Origin of the sequence: Bacteroides sp. MSB163, from assembly GCF_036416795.1 — a bacterium.
GTDB lineage: Bacteria > Bacteroidota > Bacteroidia > Bacteroidales > Bacteroidaceae > Bacteroides > Bacteroides maternus.
Map to the genome: position 1 here is coordinate 3,581,606 of NZ_CP143867.1, position 23,966 is coordinate 3,605,571.

Below are 23,966 nucleotides of genomic sequence, written 5' to 3' on the forward strand. Positions count from 1 at the left end.
TTTGTCAGTTTATATAGGCTTTTTGACCCTCAGTTGTTTTGAGGAAAGAGACTCTTATCTTTAACTACTTTCTGAGCGGCTATGAATCAAACGGACTATCTCAATTCCCCTCCTCCTGGGAGGAGGGGTGCCCAAAGGGCGGGGTGGTAGGTGAGAAAAGAAATTTCTTAATGTTCTTATTTATAGGTACTTTGTTGTTTTACCTACCACCTCCCCCTACGGGTACTCCTCCTCCCGGGAGGAGGAGAATGGAGATAGTACTGATTATCATTTGCCTCATTTCTGCACAAGTTTGAACTAAAAAACAGGGTAGTGGTGTATATTGTTTACAAATGATGTATGTTCCTAAAATAGTCGTATACTGAACCTAATTCAGTCGTATAGTGAATGCCATTCAGTCGTATACTCAATAGGGTTCAGTCGTATACTGAATAGGGCGTGGTTTAATAATATTGATAATCAGAAAGTTGTAAAAGTTTGTGCTGTTGTTGATAAATTCTGACAAATATCTGCGATATATAGCGCAGCTACTTTATCGCCCTATCACTCTTTTATTCTTTTCTATTAAGTTATGAACCAACTGACAAAGGAATATTTTTTTACGAAAAGCAAATACCTAACCCGGGACGTATATTTAGGGTACCTCAGTCGTATATACTCATAATCAAATAGTTACGTTTTGTTATTTAATTGGTAGTAAATTCAGACAAATGAATGAAATCCAATTATAGCTATTTATTTTATATAGCTATGTAAATTTTATTACAAATATAACTGATTGCGAAAACACTCGTTACCTTATCCCTATTCAGTCGTTACCTCATCCTATTTCAGTCGTTACTTCATTGCCATTCACTCGTATCTTCATTATACCCCTCTTCTTCTCTATTGATAATCAAATAGTTGGATTTTTATCTTAAAAACGATAAAATATATTTATGATTAATCGGAAGGAAGATGTGTAGACTGGAAGAAATAATAGTCAGAAGTCAGCTTTTTCCGTGATACGGATGATCCGTCCGTCGGCGGGATGGGTAAATTCGATGGACTCGGCATGCAGGTAGAGGCGTTTATCCTTTCTCCCGTAAAGCTCGTCACCTATGATGGGACAATGCAGACCTGACGGATGTGCGGCATGTACACGGAGCTGATGAGTGCGCCCTGTATGCGGATGAAAAGCTATGCGTGTGCATTTGTCCCTCCGCTCAAGAACCTGATAATGAGTGATGGCGGGTTTGCCATACTCCATGTTCACCACCTGACGGGGGCGGTCCAGCAGATCCGGGCAAATGGGAAGCTCGATGGTTCCCTCGTCTTGGGGAATGATGCCATCGAGTAGGGCTATATACTTCTTTCGGATGTTATGATTCTTGAACTGGGCTTGCAGGTGTTGATGCACCTTTTTATTCTTGGCAACGATTAAAAGTCCCGATGTAGCCATGTCCAGCCGATGCACAATCATCGGCCCGTCGGCTTCCGGATAGAGTTGCCTTGCCAGACTATATACGGACTCCTTTTCACCTTTACCGGGCACGGAGAGCATTCCGGAAGGCTTGTTGACTACCAATAACCATTCGTCTTCATAGACTATTTTTAATTTCCCGTAGCCCTGTTCCGGAAGTTGTAGCATAGGATTTTCTTCTACTTCCAACCCTTGAAGCATGTGTTGCAAGATAGGCTCGCACTTACCTTTACAAGCGGGATAATAATAACCATGATGGCGGATTTCGGCTTTGGGAGAGTTGCCCCACCAGAACTCTGCCATAGCAATGGGTTTCCAGCCATGCAGATAGGCTTGTTGCAACAATTTAGGGGCTGCACATTCTCCGGCACCGGCGGGAGGAGTTTTGTGCACGGTTTGGCTGAATATATCACACAAGGTTTTCATCTCCTTCCGGTAGTTCAACATTCTGAATTGCCCGAATAATTGTTGTTGCAGGGCGGCGGAACGGCTTTTGCGTTCCACCTTCAACTCTTGAATTTGTTCTTCCCGGTTATTGATTTCCACTTGCAAAGCGGCTATCTTTTCTTTCCAGGAACGTTCCAGCCGTTTGTATTCCGCTTTTTGAAATTGGCTTTCGCGTATCAGGGCGGCTTCTTCTTCGGTTGTGAACCCGTTTTCCTTTCTACGCAATTCTCTTTTCTCTTTCGCTTCTTTTAATTGTTGTTTGGCTATGTCCAGTGCTTCTCGGGCTTGTTGGTGGGTCCGGGTGAGTTCGGACAACAAAGAAGTGTATCCCTTGTCCTCTTCCAAATGCTTGATGCGCCGGTTGATGGCGGATATATTTTCCTCTTCGACTTTGAAGAAGCCTTGCGGTTGCAACAAGTCATATACGGGCGGAACGAAATAGGAGTGTTGGTTCTTCCCCGCCAATATGCCCGAAAACGCCGCCAGGTAACCAATTTCCCCATTTCCGGTCTGCACCACCAGCACTCCGAACATCTTCCCCCGACTTAGTTCTTCTTTCCATTCATGTTGCCGGTTGAGATAGTGTTGCACCTCTTCCGCCGCCATCACGCATAATGGATGGGGAGTGTAGCAGAAAGGATAAGTAAACCTTTCCGGAAGTGGAATATCTGTTATGGAAGTCTTGAAACGGTGCAACATGATGGCGCAAAGATACTCATTTCTTATAATAAGCGTATCATGGCACCGTTCGTTTTGACCACCTATTTCAGCTTCTTTTTGAAATCCAGCATCTTCAATGTGTCGTCAATGTCTTCCGCCGTATGGATATTTACCGTCATTGGCGTCAGCTTGCCACTGGACTTTTGCTGATAAAAGTTTGTTTTGATGCTTTCGGTGATATCTAATCCGTCTATCGCTTCGAGATGCCTTTCCATGAAGAAGCAGGAAGTGGTACAATAGCCGTCGTATATTTGTAACCATCCCAGGTTCTTCTTTTTGAATAGCATCTTACCCATCCAGGCCTTTCCGTCATTGTAGTAATTCCATTCGATGCGGACATCGGTGGCGGTCAATTCATCGCGCAATCTGGCAAATGCCGGGTAGCTGCTCTTCAATACGTTTTCCAGTACTTCATCGGTGGGAAACACCTCTTTGTCTTTTAAGATTAATGCGTTCATAGTTCTATGATTATATTTGTTATCCGACGGAGAAAAACTCCTCACTTTCATTATGATAGGGCAGGGTGAAGGTGAACCGGCTTCCCTTTCCAGCCTCGGAGCTAACGGAGATTCTTCCACCCAGCTTCTCTGCTATAACCATACTTATGGAAAGCCCCAGACCGGTGCCTTGAACAAATTCGTCCTGCTTGTAGAAACGTTCGAATATCATCTGTTGTTCTTCTTTCGGAATGCCTTTTCCGCTATCTTCCACATAGATGGAGATTTTGTATTCCGAGAAATCAATTTCATATCCCAATTTGATATACCCTGATTGGGTGAATTTGGCGGCATTATTCAGGAAGTTGGTAATAATTTGACTTAACCGGTTCACATCCGTATGGATGAAGAAGGTGGCATCAGGCACTTCCTTTATGAATTCAATCTCCTTGGGTATCAATAGGGAATGAGTCATGTACATATTATCAATCCAACTATTCAGATTGCAAGTTGAAAAGGAGAAAGCCATTTTGCCAGACTCGATACGGGATAATTCCAATATGTCGTTTATGAGTTTTAGAAGAAGTTCACAATTGCTATTGATGGTATTTATAAAGTCCGCCTTCTCGTCATCGGACAAGTCGTCTTCACTGACCAGTAGGTTGGAGAAACCTACGATTGCATTGAGCGGTGTGCGTATTTCATGACTCATATTGGCAAGGAATGATTGTTTAAGCTCTGCTTCTATCGCCAGGTCTTTGGCCTTCATTAACTCTTCTTCTTTATCTTTGAAGTGCTGTATATTGGTAATCAGACCTATGATGGAGGCGGATTCTGACATTGTTTCCGTAGGATTGGCATAGCGTAGTTCATACCAGATGTAACCTTTACCATTAAAGTTATATCGGCATTGAGTATGTGTTTTGGAGTCCGGCTGGGTTTTTATGCGGTAGAAAGTAGCCAGGACGTCTGTCCGGTCTTCCGGGTGTATGGCTTCTGTCATTTCTTGTAAAGTGAAAGTTCGGAAAGGCATGTCCAGATGCTCAAAGAACTCTTTATCACATGAGAAAGTATTTGTGGATTCCACATATTTCCAGGTATAGATATCGCTTTTTTCGAGTAATAATGATAGCAATTCCTTTTCCCTGATTAATTCTCTTTGGGTGGCACGTTTCCGTTTGGACTCCCTGAAATAGAGGAACAACGGATATAGGATGAAAAAACAAATGGCGGAAGCGATCAGAAGTTTTTCCGCACTGATTTCCAATTTCGGGATATTGTTCGTCGGCACTTTTTGCGCATGCATTTTGGTGAATAGAACAAAGAGAATTAAAATGACGGATACCCTTTTGAGTACCCAATATCGTTTTTTCATAGAGTCATTTTTTTTGAGCTATATTATTTGTCATAAAAACACGTACGTATGTCCGTTACCAGTGGAGATCTTAAAGAAAATCCCATTCGCAAAGTTACACGATTATTTTGAAATCCCACACAAATGGATAAAAATGTGAGAATTAACTTCAATTGTTTCGTAACACTGAATTTATGATGTCTTAAAAAAAGACTGTATGTATGTAAATCTTATTTTCCCTTTTATAGACTTATTCTTGATATTCCGGATTTGTCAGGTAATAGCATTGATGGTCATATACATGTCCGTCATAAGTCACTTCGGCCTGATGAAGCGTACCCTCATGCACAAAGCCCTGGCGTTTCAAAACTTGTTGAGAGCGCTCGTTATGGGGGTAACAGTTAGCGGTGATAAGACTTAGTTTTAGCGTGCCGAAACCGTAGTTTAGTACCGCTTTTACCGCCTCCGTCATATAGCCTTTTCCCCATTGAGCCTCGTCGAGCCAATATCCCAGCATACGTACTTGTGGGTTTTCGCGTCTGGGGTCGGCGATGATGCCGATGGAGCCAATCAATTGCCCGTTGTCTTTCAGGGTAATGGCCCATACCCCTTTCTGGGATAAGAATACGGAACGAAGTACTTCGCGTGATTCCTCCAGACTTGCGTGAGGTTGCCAACCCGCATTGTTCCCTATGTTGGGGTTTCGGCAACAGGCAAAGAGAGCCTCTGCATCGCTCTCCACGAAGGGGCGTAGTAGTAACCGTTCTGTTTCAATTGGGGCGTCGGGCTCTTCCGAAGTTTCTTCTTTCCGATAGACACATTCTACGCGGTTGCCGTCAGGATCAAGTATGACGCTTTCGAAATAGCCATCGCCTGAAGTGCGCGGTTCTCCGGCTATGGTATAACCGTCTGCCCTGAGTTGTTCCGTGGTCTTGAGTACGTCCTCTTTGCTTTGAAAGGCAAGGGCGAAGTGGGTGAGCCCTAACCTGTTTTCTTCTATCAGAGTGTTTTGCACGTCCGTGCGGCTCATTAATTCTAATGACGGACCTTCATCAAAGTAGATGAAGTATGATTCGAAACCTTTCTTGGGGTTGATATATTTTTCGTTGCTCTTTCCGCTAAAATACCGGATATAGAAGTTCCTTAATTCCTCCAGGCGGAAGGTCCAGATGGCGATGTGATGTACTCTCATGATTCCTTTTTCATGCAAATATAGTGATAATTCCCTGTAAAATCGTACCTTTGTGCCGTAATAAAAAGAAATGATGACATTTAAACAGATGAATATTTCGGAGCCGGTGTGCCGTGCGCTCCTCGAAAAAAACTATTCTACCCCTACACTTATCCAAGAACAAGCTATACCCGAAGCCCTGACCGGCCGTGATTTGTTGGGACTGGCGCAAACCGGAACCGGCAAAACCGCCGCTTTCGCCGTACCCATCATCGAGCAATTGCTTGCCGCCCCTGTGCCCCAACGCAAAGGTGCCCCGCGTAGCATCCGTGCGCTTATCCTGACTCCAACCCGGGAGTTGGCGATTCAGATTGATGAATCGTTGGCGGACTATACACGCTATACGACCTTGCGCCACACGGTTATCTTCGGCGGAGTGAAACAAAAGTCGCAAACCGATGAACTTCGTGCCGGGACGGACATCCTGACGGCTACTCCCGGACGTTTGCTCGACCTGATGTCGCAAGGCTTTATCCGCCTCGACGATGTTCGCCACTTTGTTCTTGATGAGGCCGACCGTATGCTCGACATGGGATTTATCCATGACGTCAAACGCCTCTTGCCCAAGCTCCCGCCCAAGAAGCAAACCCTTTTCTTCTCGGCCACCATGCCCGATAGTATCGACCGTCTTGCCAAGAGTTTGTTGCACAATCCGGCGCGTGTGGAAGTAACTCCGGCATCCAGTGTTGTGGAGATTATCAGCCAGTCCGTCTACCGGGTAGAGAAACCTCAGAAGAAAGAATTGTTGGCTCAATTGTTGCTCGGAGAGGCAGGTCATCAGGTGCTGGTTTTCTCCCGTACCAAGCATGGGGCGGATAACATTGCCCGCTACCTGTCTCGTCGTGGCATTGCTTGCGAAAGCATACATGGAGACAAGTCACAGAATGCCCGCCAACGTGCGTTGAGCAACTTTAAGGAAGGGCGTTCCAATGTGATTATTGCTACGGATATTGCTGCCCGGGGCATCGATATAAAAGGTCTGGACCTGGTTCTCAATTTTGATTTGCCCGACGTTCCGGAGACCTACGTGCACCGTATCGGACGTACGGGACGTGCGGGTTGCGAAGGACGTGCCATTGCTTTTTGCTCAAGCGAAGAAGCCCCCATGCTACGTGAGATAGAGAAACTTACGGGTATAAAGCTGGTGCAACAAAAGCACAATTTGCCTTCTTTGGGAGAGCCTGCCGCTTCTCCTACTACTTCTTCTACCCAAAACGTTGCATCGAAATCGCAAGGCCGCACTCAGGGAGGAAAATCTCAGAACAATAGGAGGCGGGAGGACAGAAAGAGACCGGTCGAACCAACCGGAAGCACTCAAAAGGCGGTGGTATCTGCCGAAAAGCCCAAGCGGAATAATAACCGTCCCGAAAGACCTCGACCTGTCCAGCAATCCGGGCAGAAGAAGTCGGGTTCAGGGAAGCCGGAGCCGTCACCCAAAAGTCCGGCAAAGTTGCGTTCGCGTTACGAAAACTATGATTGAAAGTTGTATATGCTTTTGATGTACTTGTAAAATAAAATAGTTTTCCCTTTATCTTGCTTTGTGTGAAAAGGAAAATATTTAATATTTAAAAACTTGATGAAAATTCTCTATTGTCTTTAAAAGTTTGTATATTAGCGGCTTGAATGCTTGGAGGAAAAAACGATAATTCGTTCCGAGTAGTCTAAACTTAAGGAACTAAAGACTATATGACCAAAAGCAAGGAAAGTTTAAGTGTATTTCTACTTCAGTTTTTAGAACGGTTGAATGGCCATGAATCTATTGAAAGGAAAATCACGAAGTCGTTGATAGACATTTGTAATTACTATGGATTCAAGAAAGGGTTTGTTTATCAAACGGATGGCTTCCGCTATTTCTTTTTGAAGGAAACCATTGGAAATGAAGACAACATTCTGAGGTCTCGTTTTGAAATGGGAGAGATGACTACACAACATTCTGGTCGTATAGAGGCTAAAAAGAGACCTTTCTATGCCAGTAAGGGTGAGAATATTTCTTTATCTGATATTGATATTTTGGATTTTTATGGAGTGGATTCTTTGTTAATCAGGCAATTTGAAGATTCCGAAGGCAAGATTATCGGATTTATCGGGTTTGCGGATAGGGAAGAAGTCTCGATACCTTTCGCCGAAGACGAGCTCCAGATGATTCATCTGATATTGGGCTCGCTCTCCAAGGAAATAGCGGTCAGGGAATATAAGGAAAGAGAAGTGCGGGCAAGCAACACGCTGGGTAGCATTATGAACAATATGGGAGTGGATATTTATGTGAACTCTTTCGATTCTCATGACATGCTATATGCCAATGCATCTATGGCCGCCCCGTATGGCGGCATCAGGCATTTCGAAGGGAAGAAGTGCTGGCAAGCCCTCTACACCGATAAAACGGGCGAGTGTGAGTTCTGTCCTAAAAGACACCTGATTGATGAAAGCGGTCAGCCCACCAGGGTTTACTCCTGGGACTATCAACGCCCGTTTGACAAATGCTGGTTTCGCGTGTTTAGTGCTGCATTCCCCTGGATAGACGGACAGATGGCGCACGTCATCACCAGTGTCGACATCGACCATCAGAAAAAGATAGAAGAAGAATTAAGGATAGCCAAGGAGAAGGCGGAGAATCTGGACCGCCTGAAGTCGGCTTTCCTGGCCAATATGAGTCATGAAATCCGTACTCCGTTGAATGCGATTGTCGGTTTTGCAAGTATGCTCGTTGAGGAGGAGGATAAAGAAGAACGTCAGGGGTATATTGAAATCATGCAGGAGAACACAGAGTTGCTCTTGCAATTGATATCCGATATTCTGGATTTGTCGAAGATAGAGGCGGGGACGCTTGACTTTAATATGGGGTATCTGAACATCAAAGACTTTTGTGAAGACATACTTCGCGGTTATGAAATCAAGGAAGATAAGCCCGTGCCCGTATTGCTGGCTTCTAATTTGCCCGATTATCGTATTTATACAGATAAGAAGCGTTTGATGCAGGTTGTCACCAACTTTATCAATAACGCCCTTAAGTTTACGAGCGAAGGGCAAATCACTCTCGAGTATCACTTTAAGGAGGATACCAATGAGATAGAATTCTCCGTAACAGATACGGGTATCGGCATCGCTCCGGATGCGGTGGGGCAGGTGTTCGACCGCTTTGTGAAACTTAATACTTTTTCCAAAGGCACCGGTCTGGGATTGTCCATCTGCCGGAGTATTATCGAGCATCTTGGCGGCACTATCGGGCTTGAGTCTGAGGTGGGCGTCGGTAGCCGTTTCTGGTTTACGCATCCTTGTGCCGAGTCGGCATAATCAAAACTATTATTCATGAACTAAAAAATTAGTAGGCCAATGAAAAACAAAACATGGAAATATTGGGTTGTTGCATCAGTTGCATTGTTGCTGGTAGGTTGTGGCGGCGGTGCAAAGAAACAAACTAATGAGGAAGCAAGTATGGATAGTATAACTATGACATGTGACGGTTTGAAAACCCTACAACTGGATGGAGTGAAGGTCACTTGGATACAGGATAATGCAAAAGAACGTCTTATGGAGAGGACGCTTTTCGCCGATGCCAGTGATGCACTGATAGATAGCTTGAAGTTGGCGGATGGGATACCTTCGTCCATGAGCACTTTTCTGGTAGAAACGGATGGTGTCCGGATTTTGTTTGATACGGGAATGGGAGCTCCGGATAGCCGCTTATTGCCTGGGCTTGCCTCTTTGGGCATGAATCCGGCTGACATCAAGTACCTGTATCTCACCCACTTTCACGGCGACCACATCGGAGGGATGATGAAGGGAGATAGCATTGTCTTCCCTAATGCCGAGGTGTATGCATCGAAAGCGGAGTATGATGCCTGGCTCAAGATGCCTTCCGATAGGAATGCGCAAGTGGTGAAGACCATGAACGCTTATAAGGACCGTTTGCACCTGTTTGAATTTGGTGAAACCTTGCCGGGGAATGTGGTTACCATGAATGCGGAAGGGCACACTCCCGGCCATACGGTTTATCAGGCGGGCAAGCTATTGGTGATAGCCGATTTGATTCACGGAGCCGCTCTTCAATTGGAACATCCCGAAATCTGTGCCTCCTACGATATGGATAAGGATGCGGCGGTGAAGTCACGTAAACACTTCCTCCGGTATGCCAAGGAAAATGGATTGACAATGGCGGGAATGCATTTGCCGCCTCCGGGATTTAAATAGTACTTTCTGGATGGGACGTGATAGGGGGTGTTTCTTCACTCCCTTTTGACTTTTCCTCCGTTTTCGGGCGCTTGGCAGGGGAGGGCTTCTTCCCGTATTTGCGTTCTTTTTCCCAAGCGGCTTTTCTTGCTTCGTATGCTTCGTATTGCTTTTCTAAATAGTTGTCGGCCATGATTTTATTGTTTTAATGAGAGATTGTTCATCGTTGGGTGGGCAATGAAAACTCTTGCCAGTCATATTCCTCTCCGTTTTCGTCGGCTACGGCAATGCGGAAGATGACTTCTCCCGTCTTTATCCGTTCTCCGGCGCTGATGTTGGCGGTGTATTTCACGCCTTCGCGGGGAGCGATTTGTTCTATCATGACGGATGGCGAGATATAGATGTGCTTCATGCCCGTGACTTCCGCCACTACCGGCACCGCGTTGAAAGCGGTCCTGTTTCCCTCGTTCATAATTTCGAAGATGACTTTGCAATTCTCACCCGCATTGATTACGTGGTCGCGGCTATCGTCAATGAAACGTATATTGCGTATCTTCAGGTTGTTGATGGCGGAGGGGCGCGCTTCCGGTCGGGGATTATAGGTGGGCTGGGTTCTCTCTACCCGGTAGTTGTATTCTTCCGTTTGTTTGGGGGCGGTGGCGGCATTGGCAATGGCGGCTCCAGCAATGGTTCCCACAATGGTTCCGATGGCAGAGCCACGGTAACCTCCTCTCCATCCTCGGTTGTTTTCGCCTATCAGTCCGCCGATGGCGCCTCCTACATTGCCTCCGATGGCGGCTCCGGCCAATACGGCGCCCGGGTCACCCGCTGCCATGCGGTTGGTGCTACATCCGCTACACAATATGGCTAATGCCAATATTCCTATAAAATGCATGCTAACCAGTTTCTTCATATCAAAATCCTATTTAGTATGTATATGCGCATTAGAACTCTGTAAAGGTATGGATAAAATTTTGTTTGCTGAAATGCGGCTTCTGTTTTTATTGTTCACTTTGGCTGGAAAAGGTGGTTTTATTGAACAAAAGTTCTTTAGAATATTGTGGGATTGAAGGATATAGTCTATTTTTACGGGAAATAAAATGTAAGGACTATGAGTACTTTTCGTTCCATAGAAGAATTAGTGAAGAGTCTTGAACGCGAGAAAGAACTACTGAAAGAAATGTTTGCCAAGCGGAAGTCGCTTTCGTTTCGCTATGATTATGCGCTTGAGATGACAGAGTATAAAGAAGAGCGTATCCGTTATCTGATCGACTACGGTGTAATACGTGACACGGGTGACTTTCTTGAAATGGAAGATCTCTATCTGAAGTTCTTTGAAGATGTGTTGGAAGTGAATGAAGAAATCAACGTGTCTTTTGTACAGGACTATCTTACCCGCCTCAATGAAAATATAGATTATTACCTGAAAGAAAGTAATGAAAAGCGCAAGTATAATTATCAACGCGAAGTGAAACGCTGCCTGAAAAACATTGCTCTTACCACTGTCCGCAATGTAATGGACCTGAAAAGGAACATGGATAATACTTACAAGAACGAACCCAACTACCAAATAAAAAAAGCGAAGTTGATGAGATTAAGTGAAAAACTTAAGAACATCTCTTTGTTGATAACTAAAAGTGAGGAGCTGATTGATAACCAGCAACCGGTCTTTTTCCGCATAGCCATGGATGTGCAAATGCGGAATGTGGTGAGCGACGTCAAGCTGCAATTGAACGATTCTTATCATAATCTGCTTGAAATTCACCGGCAGATTGTCCATTACCTGAACTTGATAGATTATCAGAACCGTATCTTTGAGAAGATAAGGAAGCTGAAATATCTGAAAGACCAGTTCCTGTTGGAAGAGAACACGACTATCCGGCAAGTGGTTTCGCAACGTCATCCGTTATGGATGGAACCTCAGACAAACTACCGCATAAAATTGTCGATAGATTATCTGCGAACTTCGGATGAGGCTTTCCAAGCCGTCAGGAAGTTGGCAGCACAGCAAAAGAACAGGAAGCTTAGTCCGAAAAATCTGGCTGAAGCTATTCCCGAAGGGTATCTGGATAATCAGTCGCAACAGATTGACGCGATAAACCTGCGGGAAGTGTACAACGCTTTTATGGCCTCTGGGATACATCTGTTTGGTTTCGTGATGAACTATCGCTTTCGCAAGGAAGTATCTCGCGGAGATAAACTGATTTATTTTTGTCAGTTGGCTTCCCAATATGCTGATGAACTCAATTTTACGGAAAGCTATGAGTGCTCGGGTAATGTGGAATATCCTTTGATTTACGCCAAATAAAACTTTTTGAATATGAAATATACTGAAGAGATTTTCAATATACTTAGTAAAGGAGGGTTTATTTCCTCGAACAGTATTTCCACTCAGGTGAAGCGTTATTATGATGCTATTGAAGAAGATTTACCCGATTATTACGAATACTATCAGGGAATCGGACTTTATCTGGAAGGAGGAGACGGTTACTATCACTTTACGCGCAAAGAGGCGAAAGTGGATTTGGAGCGCAAATTGGAGGCTGCCTTGAAATGGATTGATTATATGAGTTTCTTGAAAACCTATCATTCGGCTTTCGGTCCCGGATTCCTGTTTCGTGCGGCTGATATTGAAATTCAGATCGGTTGTGATATGGAGTTGAAGGAGAAAGCTTCCAAACTGTTCTCCGACAAAAAGAAGCATGAGGAAGTAGTGGCTAAACTGATTAATGAACTGGAAAAGATGGGATTTATAGAAAAAGAAAATGAAGTGGACGGGACATACAAAGTGTTGACTGCTTTTCATTATATGGAAGAATTGATTGACTGTATCACTATATCGGAGGAGGTGCAAGATGAGATACCTGAATAAGATTATTTTTCTAAACAGTGCCCATATTCCTTATGCAGAGGTGAAACTGGATGGCAATGTACATTTCATTGGTACGCAGGGAGTGGGGAAGAGTACATTGCTCCGTGCTTTGTTGTTTTTCTACAATGCCGATAAACTTAAGCTCGGCATCCCCAAGGAGAAGAAGAGTTTTGATGCATTCTACTTCCCATATTCCAATTCTTACATCATCTATGAAGTGATGCGTGAGAATGGAGCCTACTGTGTGGTGGCTGCCAAATCGCAGGGGAGAGTAGCTTTCCGTTTTATAGATGCTTCGTTTGAGAGGGATTGGTTCATCAATGAACATAATGAGGTGTATCCGGAGTGGGGGCGTATCCGCGAACGTATCGGTGGGAAACGCCAAATTACCTCGCAAATCACCGTCTACGAGATGTATCGTGACATTATCTTCGGCAACAACCGTAAGCAGGACATGACTCCTTACCGGAAATTCGCCATCGTGGAAAGCGCCAAGTACCAGAATATTCCTCGTACCATACAGAACGTCTTCCTCAACTCTAAGCTGGATGCCGATTTTATAAAAGATACCATTATCCGTTCCATGACCGATGAAGAGGTTTTTGTTGACTTGAGTTTTTATCGAAGCCAGATAAAAGAGTTTGAGCAGGAGTATAATGACGTAATGCTTTGGTTTACCAAAAACAAGAATGGCGAGATTCCCGTGCGGAAGATAGCGGATAAGGTGATAAATTCGTATCGTGACCTGATTTATTCCCACAAACAGATAGATGAGGAACGTGCCGAGTTGAACTATGCTGAGAAACAGGCGTTGCAGGAAATCCCTCATATCAGAGAGAAGATAAATAAAACGGAGGTTGAGCGCGAACGGTCTATCCGGCTGATTGATGAATTGAGAGAGAAGTATAATAAGGAAAGAGATACTCTGGTTAGTGGCAAAGGTGGCATTGAGACGTTGTTGAAGCAGGCGCATGAAAAACGACTCCATTATGAGCAAATCAACATAGAAGAAATCATAAAGCGGGTGGCGCAGGAGGGATTGCAAAACGGAGAATTGGCACGCATCTCGACCATGAAGGAAGAACTGACACGAGCCTATCAGGATGTGTTGTCCAAATACAGTTCGTTGTTTAAGAATCTGGATGCCGATTTGAGTTTGTTCGAAAATAATAAGCAGACTCAGATTCTCGAAAAAAGATCATCTGTTGCTGAACGTCAGGAGAAAGCTATGGCACAATCTCGCGCTGAAGAGGATAAAGTGCGGGCGGCGTCTGAGGAAAAGCTGCAAACGGTGGAGCAACGATTGGCACAACTGCGTAGCGAGGAGATGCAGATGAAATTGAAGCAGCAGAAAACGCTTCATGAAGAACACTATAAGAAAGAAATTTCAGATTGTGAAGCTGGCATTGATGAATTGTGCAGAAGGGATAAGGAGCTGGATTTGCAAATACGCCGACAGCAAATGGACATCAGTCAACGGAGGAATGAATGTGAGCTAAAACGCAAAGAGTTGGAGATGGCGGCTCAGAGAAGCATGGATGCAGTGCGTAGGGAAAAGGCGGATGTTGAAGAACAGTTGCGCGCATTGGATGCATTGATAGAGAAGCGGAAAGGTTCTTTTTGCGATTGGCTGGAACAGTATAATCCCGGTTGGCAAGAAACGATAGGCAAGGTGGCGGATGAGGAGTCGGTGTTGTACAATCATGAATTGAATCCCCGTTTGACGGATGATGCCGGGACTTTATTCGGCGTTTCATTGAACTTGTCGGCCATTGATCGAAGCATCCGTACTCCCGAAGAGATGAAACAAGAGCGGGCAGCGAAGCAGATCGTTTATCAAGAACATTGCAACCGACTGACACGATTGGCCGAGGAATTGAATGAAAATATAAGTTTCCTGGAGAAAAAGTACTCCAAACAAATCAGGGAAATGGCCGAGCAACAACATCTGATGGAAGCTGAGCGAGGGCAAATTCCTTATAAGCTAAAGAATCTGCAAGCGGATCATGCCACTTGGAAAACGAAAGAAGAAGAGTGGAAAAGAGTACGGATGGAAGAATTTCAGACTGGTCTGAATGAGATTGCTCATCGGTTCTATCTGGCGGATGAAGAGAAAAAGAAATATCTGTCTGAGCGTGAGAAACAGTTGAAGGCTTGCCAGAAGAACTATAAAGATGCCAAGACAGAGCTTCAGCTTGAACTGGACCGTTATGTTGACGAAGTTCGGCAGGAGATTGAACATCATAAGCAATTGATTGAAGAGCAGAAGAGAGAACTCCGGCAGGCACAGGATGCTGAACTGAATGGCAAGGGAGCTGATGTGGCAACCATTCGTAAATATGATGAGAGGTTGGCAGAGATCAGGGAAGAATTGAGGTATATCAGCGAGCATCGCAATCAGGTGGCTTATTATGAAAAGGATAAGCAAGAACTCTTTGATAAAGAACCTGTCATGCGTAGCCGGAAGAAAGAATATGAGACTAAACTTTCGGCTTTGGACGAGCGGTTTGCACTGCGACGGGAGAAACAACAAAACGGGCTGAAAGAAATAAATACTGTTTTGGAAAAGCTGAAGCTGGAATTGCAGATATTAGAAAGCGGATTAGCGGAAGCAGATGCCTTTTTGAATGACGAAACTTTTTGTCCGGCCGGAGCGATGGAAGTGGGAGAGAAGCCTACCAGGAAAAACTGTGATACTCTTGTGAAGGAACTTAAGTCGCTCATAGTCTCTTTTATCAGAAAGACGGAAGATTTCAAGAAAGCCGTGATGCAATTCAAAGGTTATTTTTCTGCGAAGAATACATTTCATTTCCGTACTGAACTGATTGGCGAACAGGATTACTATGACTTTGCTTCGAACTTATGCGAGTTTGTAGATAATGATAAAATTTCTGATTATCAGAAGCATATCAGTGGACGATACACTGATATTATCCGGCGTATATCGAAAGAGGTGGGAGACTTGACCCGAAATGAGAGTGAGATTCGTAAAACCATTGGTGATATCAACGATGATTTTATAGAGCGGAACTTTGCCGGGGTGATAAAGGAAATATCCCTCCGTCCCTTGCCAAGCAGTGACAAACTGATGCAGTTGTTACTGGAGATAAAGAAATTCAGTGATGAGAACCAACATAATATGGGAGAAGCGGATTTATTTTCGCAGGCTTCCCGTGAAGATGTCAATGCGACAGCGGTACGTTATCTGTTGTCGTTCATGAAACATTTATTGGACGATCCGGGCAGAAAACAATTGGCTTTGTCGGATACTTTTAAATTGGAGTTTCGGGTTAAGGAAAATGATAATGATACGGGATGGGTGGAAAAGATTGCCAATGTGGGTTCTGATGGAACGGATATTCTGGTGAAGGCTATGGTAAATATTATGCTTATCAACGTGTTCAAAGAAAAGGCGTCCCGTAAGTTCGGTGACTTCAAGATACATTGCATGATGGATGAGATAGGTAAATTGCATCCCAACAACGTGAAGGGAATTTTGGACTTTGCCAATTGTCGGAATATCCTGTTGGTGAACAGTTCGCCTACTACATATAATGTGGAGGATTATAAATATACTTATTTATTGAATAAAGATGGGCATTCTAATACGCAGGTGGTGCCTTTGTTAAAATATAGTAAGGCATGAGAAATGGGAAAGAATATGTTATGACCGTGGCTGCGGCGCGTAAGGTTGCGCGGATGTTGAACGGTGAATCGGTGGGGTATTCCTCGTTTCCTGCATCACTGGCAGAAGAACTATTGGAAGAAGGTGTTTTGGTGCAAAGTTCTTATGGGAGGCGTGGCAGTTATCGGATATGTGATGTGGAAGGATGTCGCACTTTTCTGGCCCAACGCTATGCCATAAACGGGAGTTTGGAGGAGTGGATTGAGATGATGTCTCGTCAGGAAGCGGTGTCGCGTGCGGAGCAGGTGGCTATGGCAGGCAATTCTAAAGTTCGGAAAACTCGTGGGTTTAAAGGGTTTCTCGTAAATAGTTATAGTCCGATAGAGGCAACTTTGCGTGAAGAGCCGTTGGTGATTGAGCCTGTGCAGGGTACTTCTATTTTTATAGAAGATTATGAGCACTTTCGAATTCCCGATGATGTGGTTGTGGTAGGAATGGAAAATGGAGAGAATTTTCAGCGGATTCGTGAGCAGCAATATTTATTTGCTGACTTGACAGTTCTTTTTGTGTCCCGTTACCCTCAATCAACAGACTTGCGCACTTGGTTGCAGATGATTCATAATCGTTATATCCATTTTGGTGACTTTGACCTGGCAGGGATTGACATTTTTCAGAGAGAGTTTTACGCTTTTCTGAGAGAACGTTCTGAGTTTTTTATCCCGGCAGATGTAGAGGAACGGCTGAAGAATGGTAATCGTAGGCTTTATGACGTGCAATATGCCCGGTATAAATTTATGGATATTATGGATGAACGATTGGTACCTCTTGTTGAGATGATCCATAGATATGGGAAGGGGTATGAGCAAGAAGGGTATATAATCGGGTAACGAGAGATGGCTGATTTTGATAATAACAATAACTAGAATCAATATTTTATGATAACAATATCTAATTTTGAAAAGTATGTTCTTCCTCAGATTTTGATGCGTGGTGAAGACTATTATGAATCCGATGCTGTGTTAGAAATCGAAGAGGAATCTCCGGGAGAATGGATTGCAACGGTTTGCGGTACGGAGAATTATGAGGTAACTGTATCGATGGAAGGGAATGAGATTATTGCTTGGGAGTGTGATTGTCCTTACGATGGAAACATTTGTAAACATGTGGTGGCTACGCTTCTGGCAATTCGTGACAGTCGAAATAAAGTAGCCCGTTTCTTGTCAGCTAAAGAAGTTGATTCTCAAGTAAGCATACCGGAAAAGAATGCGGCTAAAATGGTGATGGATGAAGAAGTGGAGCAGATTCTTTTATTTGCAGAGCCGGATAAGTTATCCGATTTTGTTCTGAAATATGCTTCTTCACATTCTGATTTTAAATCAGCGCTGCTTGAAACGTTTTTGCCGAAGAAACCGGTAGCCAAACTCTCAGTGGACTATCAAATGGAGATTGAGAAGTGTTTTAACTCTGCATATAAAAATGATTCCAAGCGAGGAAGGTATTATGAGCCTGAGATTGACTGGGATGAGGTATCTGGTAAAGTAAATGGATATCTGGCTAAAGCAACTCTGTTGCTTCAACGGCAGGATTTGGAAGAGGCGGCGACAATTGCACTCCAGATACTTCGCTCTATAGGGAATAATTATATTGAAGAAGATTTTCTGTATAATGATGGCGACATTGATTTTGAAATCAGTTGTGAAGATGCCGGAGATTTATTGCTCGAAATAGTTAAGCATTCGGGTGCATCACAGGTCTTGAAGGAGAATATATTGAATGAAGCCACCAAAATATCCAAAATGGCGACATATCGTGAATATGAACTTTATGACATGGATGAACTGGTGCAGCAGATTATGCTTTCGGTACAATCCAAGGAAGAGGCTTTGTTAAGTATAAACCATCTTATAGAGGAGAGGAAAGAACACCGGGAACTTTATAAATTAGTACTTCGGAAGGTAGAAATATTGGAAGAGCTGGGTAAGGCGGTTGAGGCTGAAGCTACGCTTTCTGAATTCTTGTATTTACCTGAAATAAGAAGACGGGAAGCTGAAAAATTACTGAATGGGAAATGTTATGAGAAGGCTATCAGTATGCTGAATGAGGGGATAGTGATAGCTGAAAAGGCAGGCGAGTATGGTATATTAAGAGAGTGGCGGGAACAATTGCTTTCCATTTATGAAGAAGTGCATGATATCACCAAGGTTATTGAGATGTGTCGATTATTATTTATTCATACGAATGGAAGTCTGGATTATTACCATAAGCTTAAATCGTTGATATCTTCCACGGATTGGAAGGAGTATTTGAGCACATTGTTGCAGGAAACCACCTTCTTTGGTTACTGGGGTAGTGGAAATACTAAAGCGGAGATTTATATAGAAGAAAAAGAGTATGATAAATTATTCAGCTTTTTATCTACTGTGGAATACAGGCGTTTGGACGCTCTTGTGCAGTATGCTTCCCATCTGAATGCCACCCATTCCTCTGAAATACTTTCTCTGTTTACGGATGATCTTCGCGTTTATGCGGAGAAAAATTTGGGACGGAGTCATTATGAGTATATAGCTCGGGTGTTACGGGGGATGCGGAAATTGAATGGTGGGAAGGATGCTGTGAAACAATTGGTGGACGAATTCAGGGTTTTGTATAAACGTCGTCCGGCGATGATGGAGGAGTTGGGGGAGTTTATCTGAACGAGGTGCTTGGGGGATGGCTTTTCCCCCAAGTTCCTCAATATTTCTGTCAAAGTCTATTGATAGTGCGATTCTTTCTTAATGCCTAAGTAGGGATATTCGTAAAATAATAAAATTTAAGGCAACTAATTCATTGCGAGTTAGTTGCCTTTTTTGTATCTTTAAGCATTCCCCCCAAAAAACGGTTTGACGGCCAAAACGGGGGTAATCTAAACTAAAAACACATGGTAAAGATACAAAAAATATCCGAAATCGAACCTTGTTTAGGTTTTACCGAGTTCGATATGCTAAAAAAATATCGTCAAAGTTTTGCAACGAGCGAATTAGGTCGCCTCCATGCCCTGTTTCCTTTCTCGGAACTGGCCCGACAAATGCATTTGAAGTCCTCTGCTTTGGGTCGTAAAAGTTATTTTTCTCCCGAAGGTAAAATAGCCTTGATGGTCCTGAAGTCCTATACCAACTTTTCCGATGCACAACTGATTGAGCATTTAAACGGTAATATTCATTACCAGTTATTTTGTGGTGTTCAGATTGATCCTCTTCATCCACTGACCAATCCTAAAATCGTCAGTGCGATTCGTCAGGAACTAGCGGACCGCCTTGATATTGAGTCCCTCCAGCTTATTCTGGCTGAGCATTGGAAACCTTATCTTGAGAACCTTCATGTCTGTATGACCGATGCCACCTGTTATGAAAGTCATTTGCGCTTTCCTACTGATGTCAAACTCTTATGGGAAGGTATTGTATGGCTTCATCGCCATCTGTGCAAACATTGCCGTACATTGCACATACAACGTCCCCGTAACAAGTATCTTGATGTAAGCCGTGCCTACCTTGCTTACAGTAAACTGCGTAAACGCAGGAAATCACAGACCCGTATGATTAAACGCAGGCTACTTCAGTTATTGGAAAAGTTACTGGACCAGCTGGAGCATCTTCATTCATCCTACAGGCACAGGCTTACACTATCCTCTGATTACCAAAGACGTTTCTCGGTCATACAGACGGTCCTTGAGCAAGGGAAGAATTTATTTGCAGGCAAAAAAGTGTCCAACCGTATCGTGAGTATCGACCGGCATTACCTTCGCCCCATTATCAGAGGCAAGGAAACCAAATCCGTTGAGTTCGGAGCCAAGGTCAACAATATACAGATAGATGGAATCTCCTTCATAGAGCATATCTCCTTTAAGGCTTTTAACGAAGGAGTACGTTTGAAAGACTGTATTCATTTGCAACAACAACTGACCAAGGTCAGGGTTAAGGCGCTTGCAGCGGATTCAATCTATGCTAATAATGCCAACCGGAAATTTTGTACTAAATATCATATAAGTACTTCTTTTAAGCGTAAGGGAAGAGCTGCCAAAGATGAGCCACTTCGGAAAATCTTACGGTCGGAACTCAGCCGTGAGAGGGCTACCCGTCTGGAAGGAAGTTTTGGAACACAGAAACAACATTACTCACTGGCCAGAATAAAAGCCAGAAACAGGAAAACGGAAATACTTTGGATTTTCTTTGGAATACATACGGCCAATGCGGTATCTATGATAGAAAAGGTCGAAAAGAAAAAAAGAACGGCTGCATAATCAGACTAAAAGAAGAAGAAGAAAAGAGGAGAGGGTTTTAACTTCCCCTAAAAAGACATATACATAATGTACCGTTGGGAAGAAAAAATAAGAATATGTAAATAATATTCTATTAAAAAGATAGAAGACTTGAGACTTTACACAAAAAAATTAAGAGAAAAGCTCACGTAAAGTAAAACTGTTCTCTTAATTTATAAGAAAGAGGGACATTTACTGAATATCCCTAAGTAAATCTTTATAGTCTGCTTATGCTTTTGGATACTTATTATATTCAGCTTGTGGTTCAGCTGCAATAGAATATGAGTTTTCTTGGAAATCATATATTCTGACATTGTTATTCGCCGAATAATCTTCCGATGAATTATCACTCCACTGCTCACATTGGCGAATTACAGTTTCTAAAGCATTTGCCGCTTCTTCTGGTGGATATTTATACTTCTTCAGAAGCCGTTTAATCATCTTTCTCATTCCTGCTCTTGCTGATTCTTTTTTTTGCCAATCAATAGTACGATTTTTACGAAGCTCTTCTGTTAATTCTTTAGTCATTGCAATCAATTGTTCATTGGTGTAGAAATCGTGTACAGCTCTTGGTTGTGTCAAAGCATCATAAAAAGACTTTTCTTCGGCAGTAAGTCCCAATTCATTTCCTTCAATTTCTGATTGGGAAATTTCTGTCGCAAGTTTTAGTAACTCTTGAATAACTTCTTCATTAGACAGTAAACCTTTTAGATAATTTGATAATGATTGGTTTAGCATATCAGAAAACTTTTCAGCTTGAATCAGATTTGTTTTCTGATAGATTTTTACTTTTTCTGCTAAGAGTTTCTTTAATAATTCAATGGCAATATTCTTTTCTTTCATTTTGGATATTTCATCCAGAAAAGTTGTATCAAATAAGGAGAATTCAGATTTTACATCTGAGAACAAATTTATTACCCCGTCACTTTTAACACTTTGTTTGAGTAGCTCGCCGATGCGAGCATTAATTTCTTGTTTTGTCACTTTACCTTTACTAGTCATTCTTGATAATAAGGTGCGTACTGTTTCAAAAAATGCTGCCTCAAATCGCTGTTTGTCATTGAGTAAGCTACGACAAAGAGTAATAGAGTTATGTAAAAGTATTGCTTCTTTTTGAAAATGTTGCATCTTCTCGCTTCTTTCTGGCGCTATGATAAAGTTTACCCCACCCTTAATGAGTTGTGCACGGTCGTAGTCTGTTCCATTCTGGAATTCACTATAATCATATCCATGAAATATATCACGGCAGATTTCTAATTTCTCTTTAAATTTGAGAAATGCTGTTTCTTTAATATTGGGATTACCAAAATTATCTCGATCACGGCCTGTATAGTCGCGCATCGCTTCTTTTAGTGCTTTAGCAATACCTATATAATCGACCACAAGCCCTCCGGCTTTACCATTGAATACACGATTTACACGAGCTATTGCCTGCATAAGATTGTGACCTCTCATAGGTTTGTAAACATACATTGTTGCTAACGATGGAACATCAAATCCAGTGAGCCACATATCTACGACAATAGCTATTTTCATAGGATCATCATTGTCCTTGAACTTCTTGGCAAGTTCTTTTTTGTATTGTTTATTGCCAATAATGTCATGCCATTCTTCCGGATCATTGTTATTTCCCGTCATAACCACTTTTATCTTTTCATCCCAATTCGGACGCAGTTCAAGCAATCTATGGTAGATATTCATTGCGATTGGACGGGAGTAAGCGACAATCATCGCTTTGCCAGTTAGTTCGAACTGACGATTTTCTTCGTAATGTTTCAAAATGTCTTGGCAGAGGGAATCTATTGTTGATGGCGCACCGAGTATTTCTTCAAGGTGAGACATTTTCTTTTTACTTTTTTCAATCTGTTCATCTGTTGCTCCTTTTGAAGCAAGTAATTCATATTCATCATCAATTGCCTTAAGCGTTTCTTCATCAAGGTTAAGATTGATCACTCGTGATTCATAGAATACAGGACAGGTAGCACCGTCAGCTACAGCTTGGGTCATGTCGTAGATATCGATATAGTCTCCGAATACTTCGGTAGTATCACGGTCCTTAGTGGAAATAGGTGTACCGGTAAATCCTATGAATGAAGCATTAGGCAGGGAATTATGGATAATTCTTGCTGTTCCGATTGAAATCTTACCAGTCTTTTCATCTACTTTTTCCTCAAAGCCATATTGACTACGATGGGCTTCGTCAGTCATGACTACGATATTTCTGCGTAGTGAGAGAGCTTCTTCCGATTCTTCAAATTTCTGCATTGTAGTAAAGATAATGCCATTAGCTTCGCGACCGGATAAAAGTGATTTTAAATCCTCCCGGCTTTTGGCTTGTACAGGCGTTTGACGAAGAAATTGTCGGCATTTGGAGAACTGAGTATAAAGTTGGTCATCCAAATCATTGCGGTCGGTAATTACTATAATGGTAGGTTGGAACAGTTCTTCCTGTAAAAGGTGGGCATAGAATACCATTGACAGTGATTTTCCACTACCTTGCGTATGCCAGAATACACCGATTTTTCCATTTCCTTGTATGGCTTTTTGGGTACGTTCAATAGCTTTTTTTACAGCAAAATATTGATGATAGCCTGCCAGTATCTTTGCAGCCCCTAACTCATCTTTTGAGAAGCAAATGAAGTTCTTGATAATATCAATGAAGCGTTCTTTGATAAATATACCTTCAAAAAATACGTCATAGTCAATGAATTCTTCACTTTTATATATTCCATCTTTGGTTTTCCATTCCATATAACGATCTTCTTTGCTTGTGATTGTGCCAGCTTTTGAACATGCCATGTCACTCATAATGCAGAAAACATTATAAATGAATAGTGAGGGTATTTCTTTCATGTAATTGCGCAATTGGCGATAGGCCTCAGAAGCATCGGTTTCCTCTCGTGACGGAGATTTCAATTCAATAATAGTGAGCGGTAGACCATTAACGAAAATAATAATATCAGCACGTTTCTCTGAATGCTCAACGAAAGTCCACTGGTTGATTACTTGGAAGTCATTACGGTAGACATTGTTGAAGTCAATCAGATAAATTATATCGTTATGTTGTTTAACTCCGTCGTGATAAGATATCTCGATTCCGTGTTGAAGATAATCCATGAAAAGCTCGTTCTTTTGCACCAAACTACCAGTCTCAATATTCTTTAATTTAATTATGGCTTCATCAATGGCAGAGTGAGACTTTGTATGATTAATCTTTGCTAAGCTATTAACTAATTGCTCTTCATAAAAAGCAGTATAATAGTCTCTCGCAATGTCAGGACCATATAGATATTGATAACCTAAATTCTTATAAAGAGTAATTAGTGCTTTTTCGTAGTTATCTTCTGTAAATGACAT

Annotated in this window: 16 protein-coding genes; 9 read left to right on the forward strand and 7 right to left on the reverse strand. The window is 42.7% G+C overall.

Going from position 1 to position 23,966, the window contains the following annotated elements; all coding sequences use genetic code 11:
- Positions 1–982: 982 nt before the first annotated feature.
- The 4 genes from VYM24_RS13255 to VYM24_RS13270 form a co-directional block, all read right to left on the reverse strand.
- Positions 983–2,608 (reverse strand): RluA family pseudouridine synthase, encoded by a 1,626-nt coding sequence (locus VYM24_RS13255; protein ID WP_299089788.1) that lies wholly within the window; start codon positions 2,606–2,608, stop codon positions 983–985.
- Positions 2,609–2,670: 62 nt separating this feature from the next.
- Positions 2,671–3,087: a DUF3788 family protein gene (locus VYM24_RS13260; RefSeq protein WP_330940228.1), complete on the reverse strand. Its 417-nt coding sequence runs from the start codon at positions 3,085–3,087 to the stop codon at positions 2,671–2,673.
- A gap of 19 nt (positions 3,088–3,106) precedes the next feature.
- Positions 3,107–4,441 carry a sensor histidine kinase gene (locus VYM24_RS13265; protein ID WP_299089783.1) on the reverse strand — a complete coding sequence of 445 codons (1,335 nt, stop codon included), beginning with the start codon at positions 4,439–4,441 and terminating at the stop codon, positions 3,107–3,109.
- Between the two features lie 229 nt (positions 4,442–4,670).
- Positions 4,671–5,612, reverse strand: a complete 942-nt coding sequence (locus tag VYM24_RS13270) for a VOC family protein (protein ID WP_330940229.1) — start codon at positions 5,610–5,612, stop codon at positions 4,671–4,673.
- 73 nt (positions 5,613–5,685) lie between these two features.
- Here VYM24_RS13270 and VYM24_RS13275 point away from each other — a divergent pair, with 73 nt between their 5' ends.
- The 3 genes from VYM24_RS13275 (at position 5,686) to VYM24_RS13285 (ending at position 9,839) form a co-directional block, all read left to right on the forward strand.
- Positions 5,686–7,131 carry a DEAD/DEAH box helicase gene (locus VYM24_RS13275; protein WP_195209900.1) on the forward strand — a complete coding sequence of 482 codons (1,446 nt, stop codon included), beginning with the start codon at positions 5,686–5,688 and terminating at the stop codon, positions 7,129–7,131.
- Positions 7,132–7,337: 206 nt separating this feature from the next.
- Positions 7,338–8,942: a sensor histidine kinase gene (locus tag VYM24_RS13280; RefSeq protein WP_195209865.1), complete on the forward strand. Its 1,605-nt coding sequence runs from the start codon at positions 7,338–7,340 to the stop codon at positions 8,940–8,942.
- A gap of 39 nt (positions 8,943–8,981) precedes the next feature.
- Positions 8,982–9,839: an MBL fold metallo-hydrolase gene (locus VYM24_RS13285; protein WP_138292022.1), complete on the forward strand. Its 858-nt coding sequence runs from the start codon at positions 8,982–8,984 to the stop codon at positions 9,837–9,839.
- Here VYM24_RS13285 and VYM24_RS13290 read toward each other — a convergent pair.
- Complete coding sequence (locus VYM24_RS13290) at positions 9,832–10,011, reverse strand: hypothetical protein (RefSeq protein WP_007665972.1); 180 nt, start codon at positions 10,009–10,011, stop codon at positions 9,832–9,834. The two genes, VYM24_RS13285 and VYM24_RS13290, sit on opposite strands and share 8 nt — an antisense overlap.
- 27 nt (positions 10,012–10,038) lie before the next feature.
- Positions 10,039–10,731 (reverse strand): COG1361 family protein, encoded by a 693-nt coding sequence (locus tag VYM24_RS13295; protein WP_330940230.1) that lies wholly within the window; start codon positions 10,729–10,731, stop codon positions 10,039–10,041.
- A 198-nt stretch (positions 10,732–10,929) separates the two neighbouring features.
- Between VYM24_RS13295 and VYM24_RS13300 the strand changes: the two genes are divergently transcribed.
- The 6 genes from VYM24_RS13300 to VYM24_RS13325 all read left to right on the forward strand — a co-directional run bounded on the left by VYM24_RS13300 (position 10,930) and on the right by VYM24_RS13325 (position 20,591).
- A complete protein-coding gene (locus VYM24_RS13300; RefSeq protein ID WP_299089774.1) occupies positions 10,930–12,126 on the forward strand; it encodes a hypothetical protein in 1,197 nt (398 codons plus the stop codon).
- Positions 12,127–12,138: 12 nt separating this feature from the next.
- Positions 12,139–12,690 (forward strand): condensin complex protein MksE, encoded by a 552-nt coding sequence (locus tag VYM24_RS13305; RefSeq protein ID WP_007665964.1) that lies wholly within the window; start codon positions 12,139–12,141, stop codon positions 12,688–12,690.
- Entirely contained in the window at positions 12,674–16,336 is a 3,663-nt protein-coding gene (locus VYM24_RS13310; RefSeq protein WP_299089771.1) for an ATP-binding protein, read from the forward strand. Before VYM24_RS13305 ends, VYM24_RS13310 begins: the two co-directional genes overlap by 17 nt.
- Positions 16,333–17,202, forward strand: coding sequence for a hypothetical protein (locus VYM24_RS13315; protein WP_299089769.1), 870 nt, complete (start codon positions 16,333–16,335; stop codon positions 17,200–17,202). Before VYM24_RS13310 ends, VYM24_RS13315 begins: the two co-directional genes overlap by 4 nt.
- A gap of 48 nt (positions 17,203–17,250) precedes the next feature.
- Positions 17,251–19,008, forward strand: a complete 1,758-nt coding sequence (locus VYM24_RS13320) for an SWIM zinc finger family protein (protein ID WP_299089767.1) — start codon at positions 17,251–17,253, stop codon at positions 19,006–19,008.
- Positions 19,009–19,232: 224 nt separating this feature from the next.
- Complete coding sequence (locus VYM24_RS13325; RefSeq protein ID WP_330940231.1) at positions 19,233–20,591, forward strand: transposase; 1,359 nt, start codon at positions 19,233–19,235, stop codon at positions 20,589–20,591.
- Positions 20,592–20,837: 246 nt separating this feature from the next.
- Here the strand turns inward: VYM24_RS13325 and VYM24_RS13330 are convergent, their stop codons facing one another.
- Positions 20,838–23,966 carry a type I restriction endonuclease subunit R gene (locus VYM24_RS13330; protein WP_330940232.1) on the reverse strand — a complete coding sequence of 1,043 codons (3,129 nt, stop codon included), beginning with the start codon at positions 23,964–23,966 and terminating at the stop codon, positions 20,838–20,840.

What these genes read in the sequence shown, in the direction of transcription:
- VYM24_RS13255 (WP_299089788.1), bottom strand. Translation starts at nt 2,608, where the DNA reads ATGTTGCACCGTTTCAAGACTTCCATAACAGATATTCCACTTCCGGAA.
- VYM24_RS13260 (WP_330940228.1), bottom strand. Translation starts at nt 3,087, where the DNA reads ATGAACGCATTAATCTTAAAAGACAAAGAGGTGTTTCCCACCGATGAA.
- VYM24_RS13265 (WP_299089783.1), bottom strand. Translation starts at nt 4,441, where the DNA reads ATGAAAAAACGATATTGGGTACTCAAAAGGGTATCCGTCATTTTAATT.
- VYM24_RS13270 (WP_330940229.1), bottom strand. Translation starts at nt 5,612, where the DNA reads ATGAGAGTACATCACATCGCCATCTGGACCTTCCGCCTGGAGGAATTA.
- VYM24_RS13275 (WP_195209900.1), top strand. Translation starts at nt 5,686, where the DNA reads ATGACATTTAAACAGATGAATATTTCGGAGCCGGTGTGCCGTGCGCTC.
- VYM24_RS13280 (WP_195209865.1), top strand. Translation starts at nt 7,338, where the DNA reads ATGACCAAAAGCAAGGAAAGTTTAAGTGTATTTCTACTTCAGTTTTTA.
- VYM24_RS13285 (WP_138292022.1), top strand. Translation starts at nt 8,982, where the DNA reads ATGAAAAACAAAACATGGAAATATTGGGTTGTTGCATCAGTTGCATTG.
- VYM24_RS13290 (WP_007665972.1), bottom strand. Translation starts at nt 10,011, where the DNA reads ATGGCCGACAACTATTTAGAAAAGCAATACGAAGCATACGAAGCAAGA.
- VYM24_RS13295 (WP_330940230.1), bottom strand. Translation starts at nt 10,731, where the DNA reads ATGAAGAAACTGGTTAGCATGCATTTTATAGGAATATTGGCATTAGCC.
- VYM24_RS13300 (WP_299089774.1), top strand. Translation starts at nt 10,930, where the DNA reads ATGAGTACTTTTCGTTCCATAGAAGAATTAGTGAAGAGTCTTGAACGC.
- VYM24_RS13305 (WP_007665964.1), top strand. Translation starts at nt 12,139, where the DNA reads ATGAAATATACTGAAGAGATTTTCAATATACTTAGTAAAGGAGGGTTT.
- VYM24_RS13310 (WP_299089771.1), top strand. Translation starts at nt 12,674, where the DNA reads ATGAGATACCTGAATAAGATTATTTTTCTAAACAGTGCCCATATTCCT.
- VYM24_RS13315 (WP_299089769.1), top strand. Translation starts at nt 16,333, where the DNA reads ATGAGAAATGGGAAAGAATATGTTATGACCGTGGCTGCGGCGCGTAAG.
- VYM24_RS13320 (WP_299089767.1), top strand. Translation starts at nt 17,251, where the DNA reads ATGATAACAATATCTAATTTTGAAAAGTATGTTCTTCCTCAGATTTTG.
- VYM24_RS13325 (WP_330940231.1), top strand. Translation starts at nt 19,233, where the DNA reads ATGGTAAAGATACAAAAAATATCCGAAATCGAACCTTGTTTAGGTTTT.
- VYM24_RS13330 (WP_330940232.1), bottom strand. Translation starts at nt 23,966, where the DNA reads ATGTCATTTACAGAAGATAACTACGAAAAAGCACTAATTACTCTTTAT.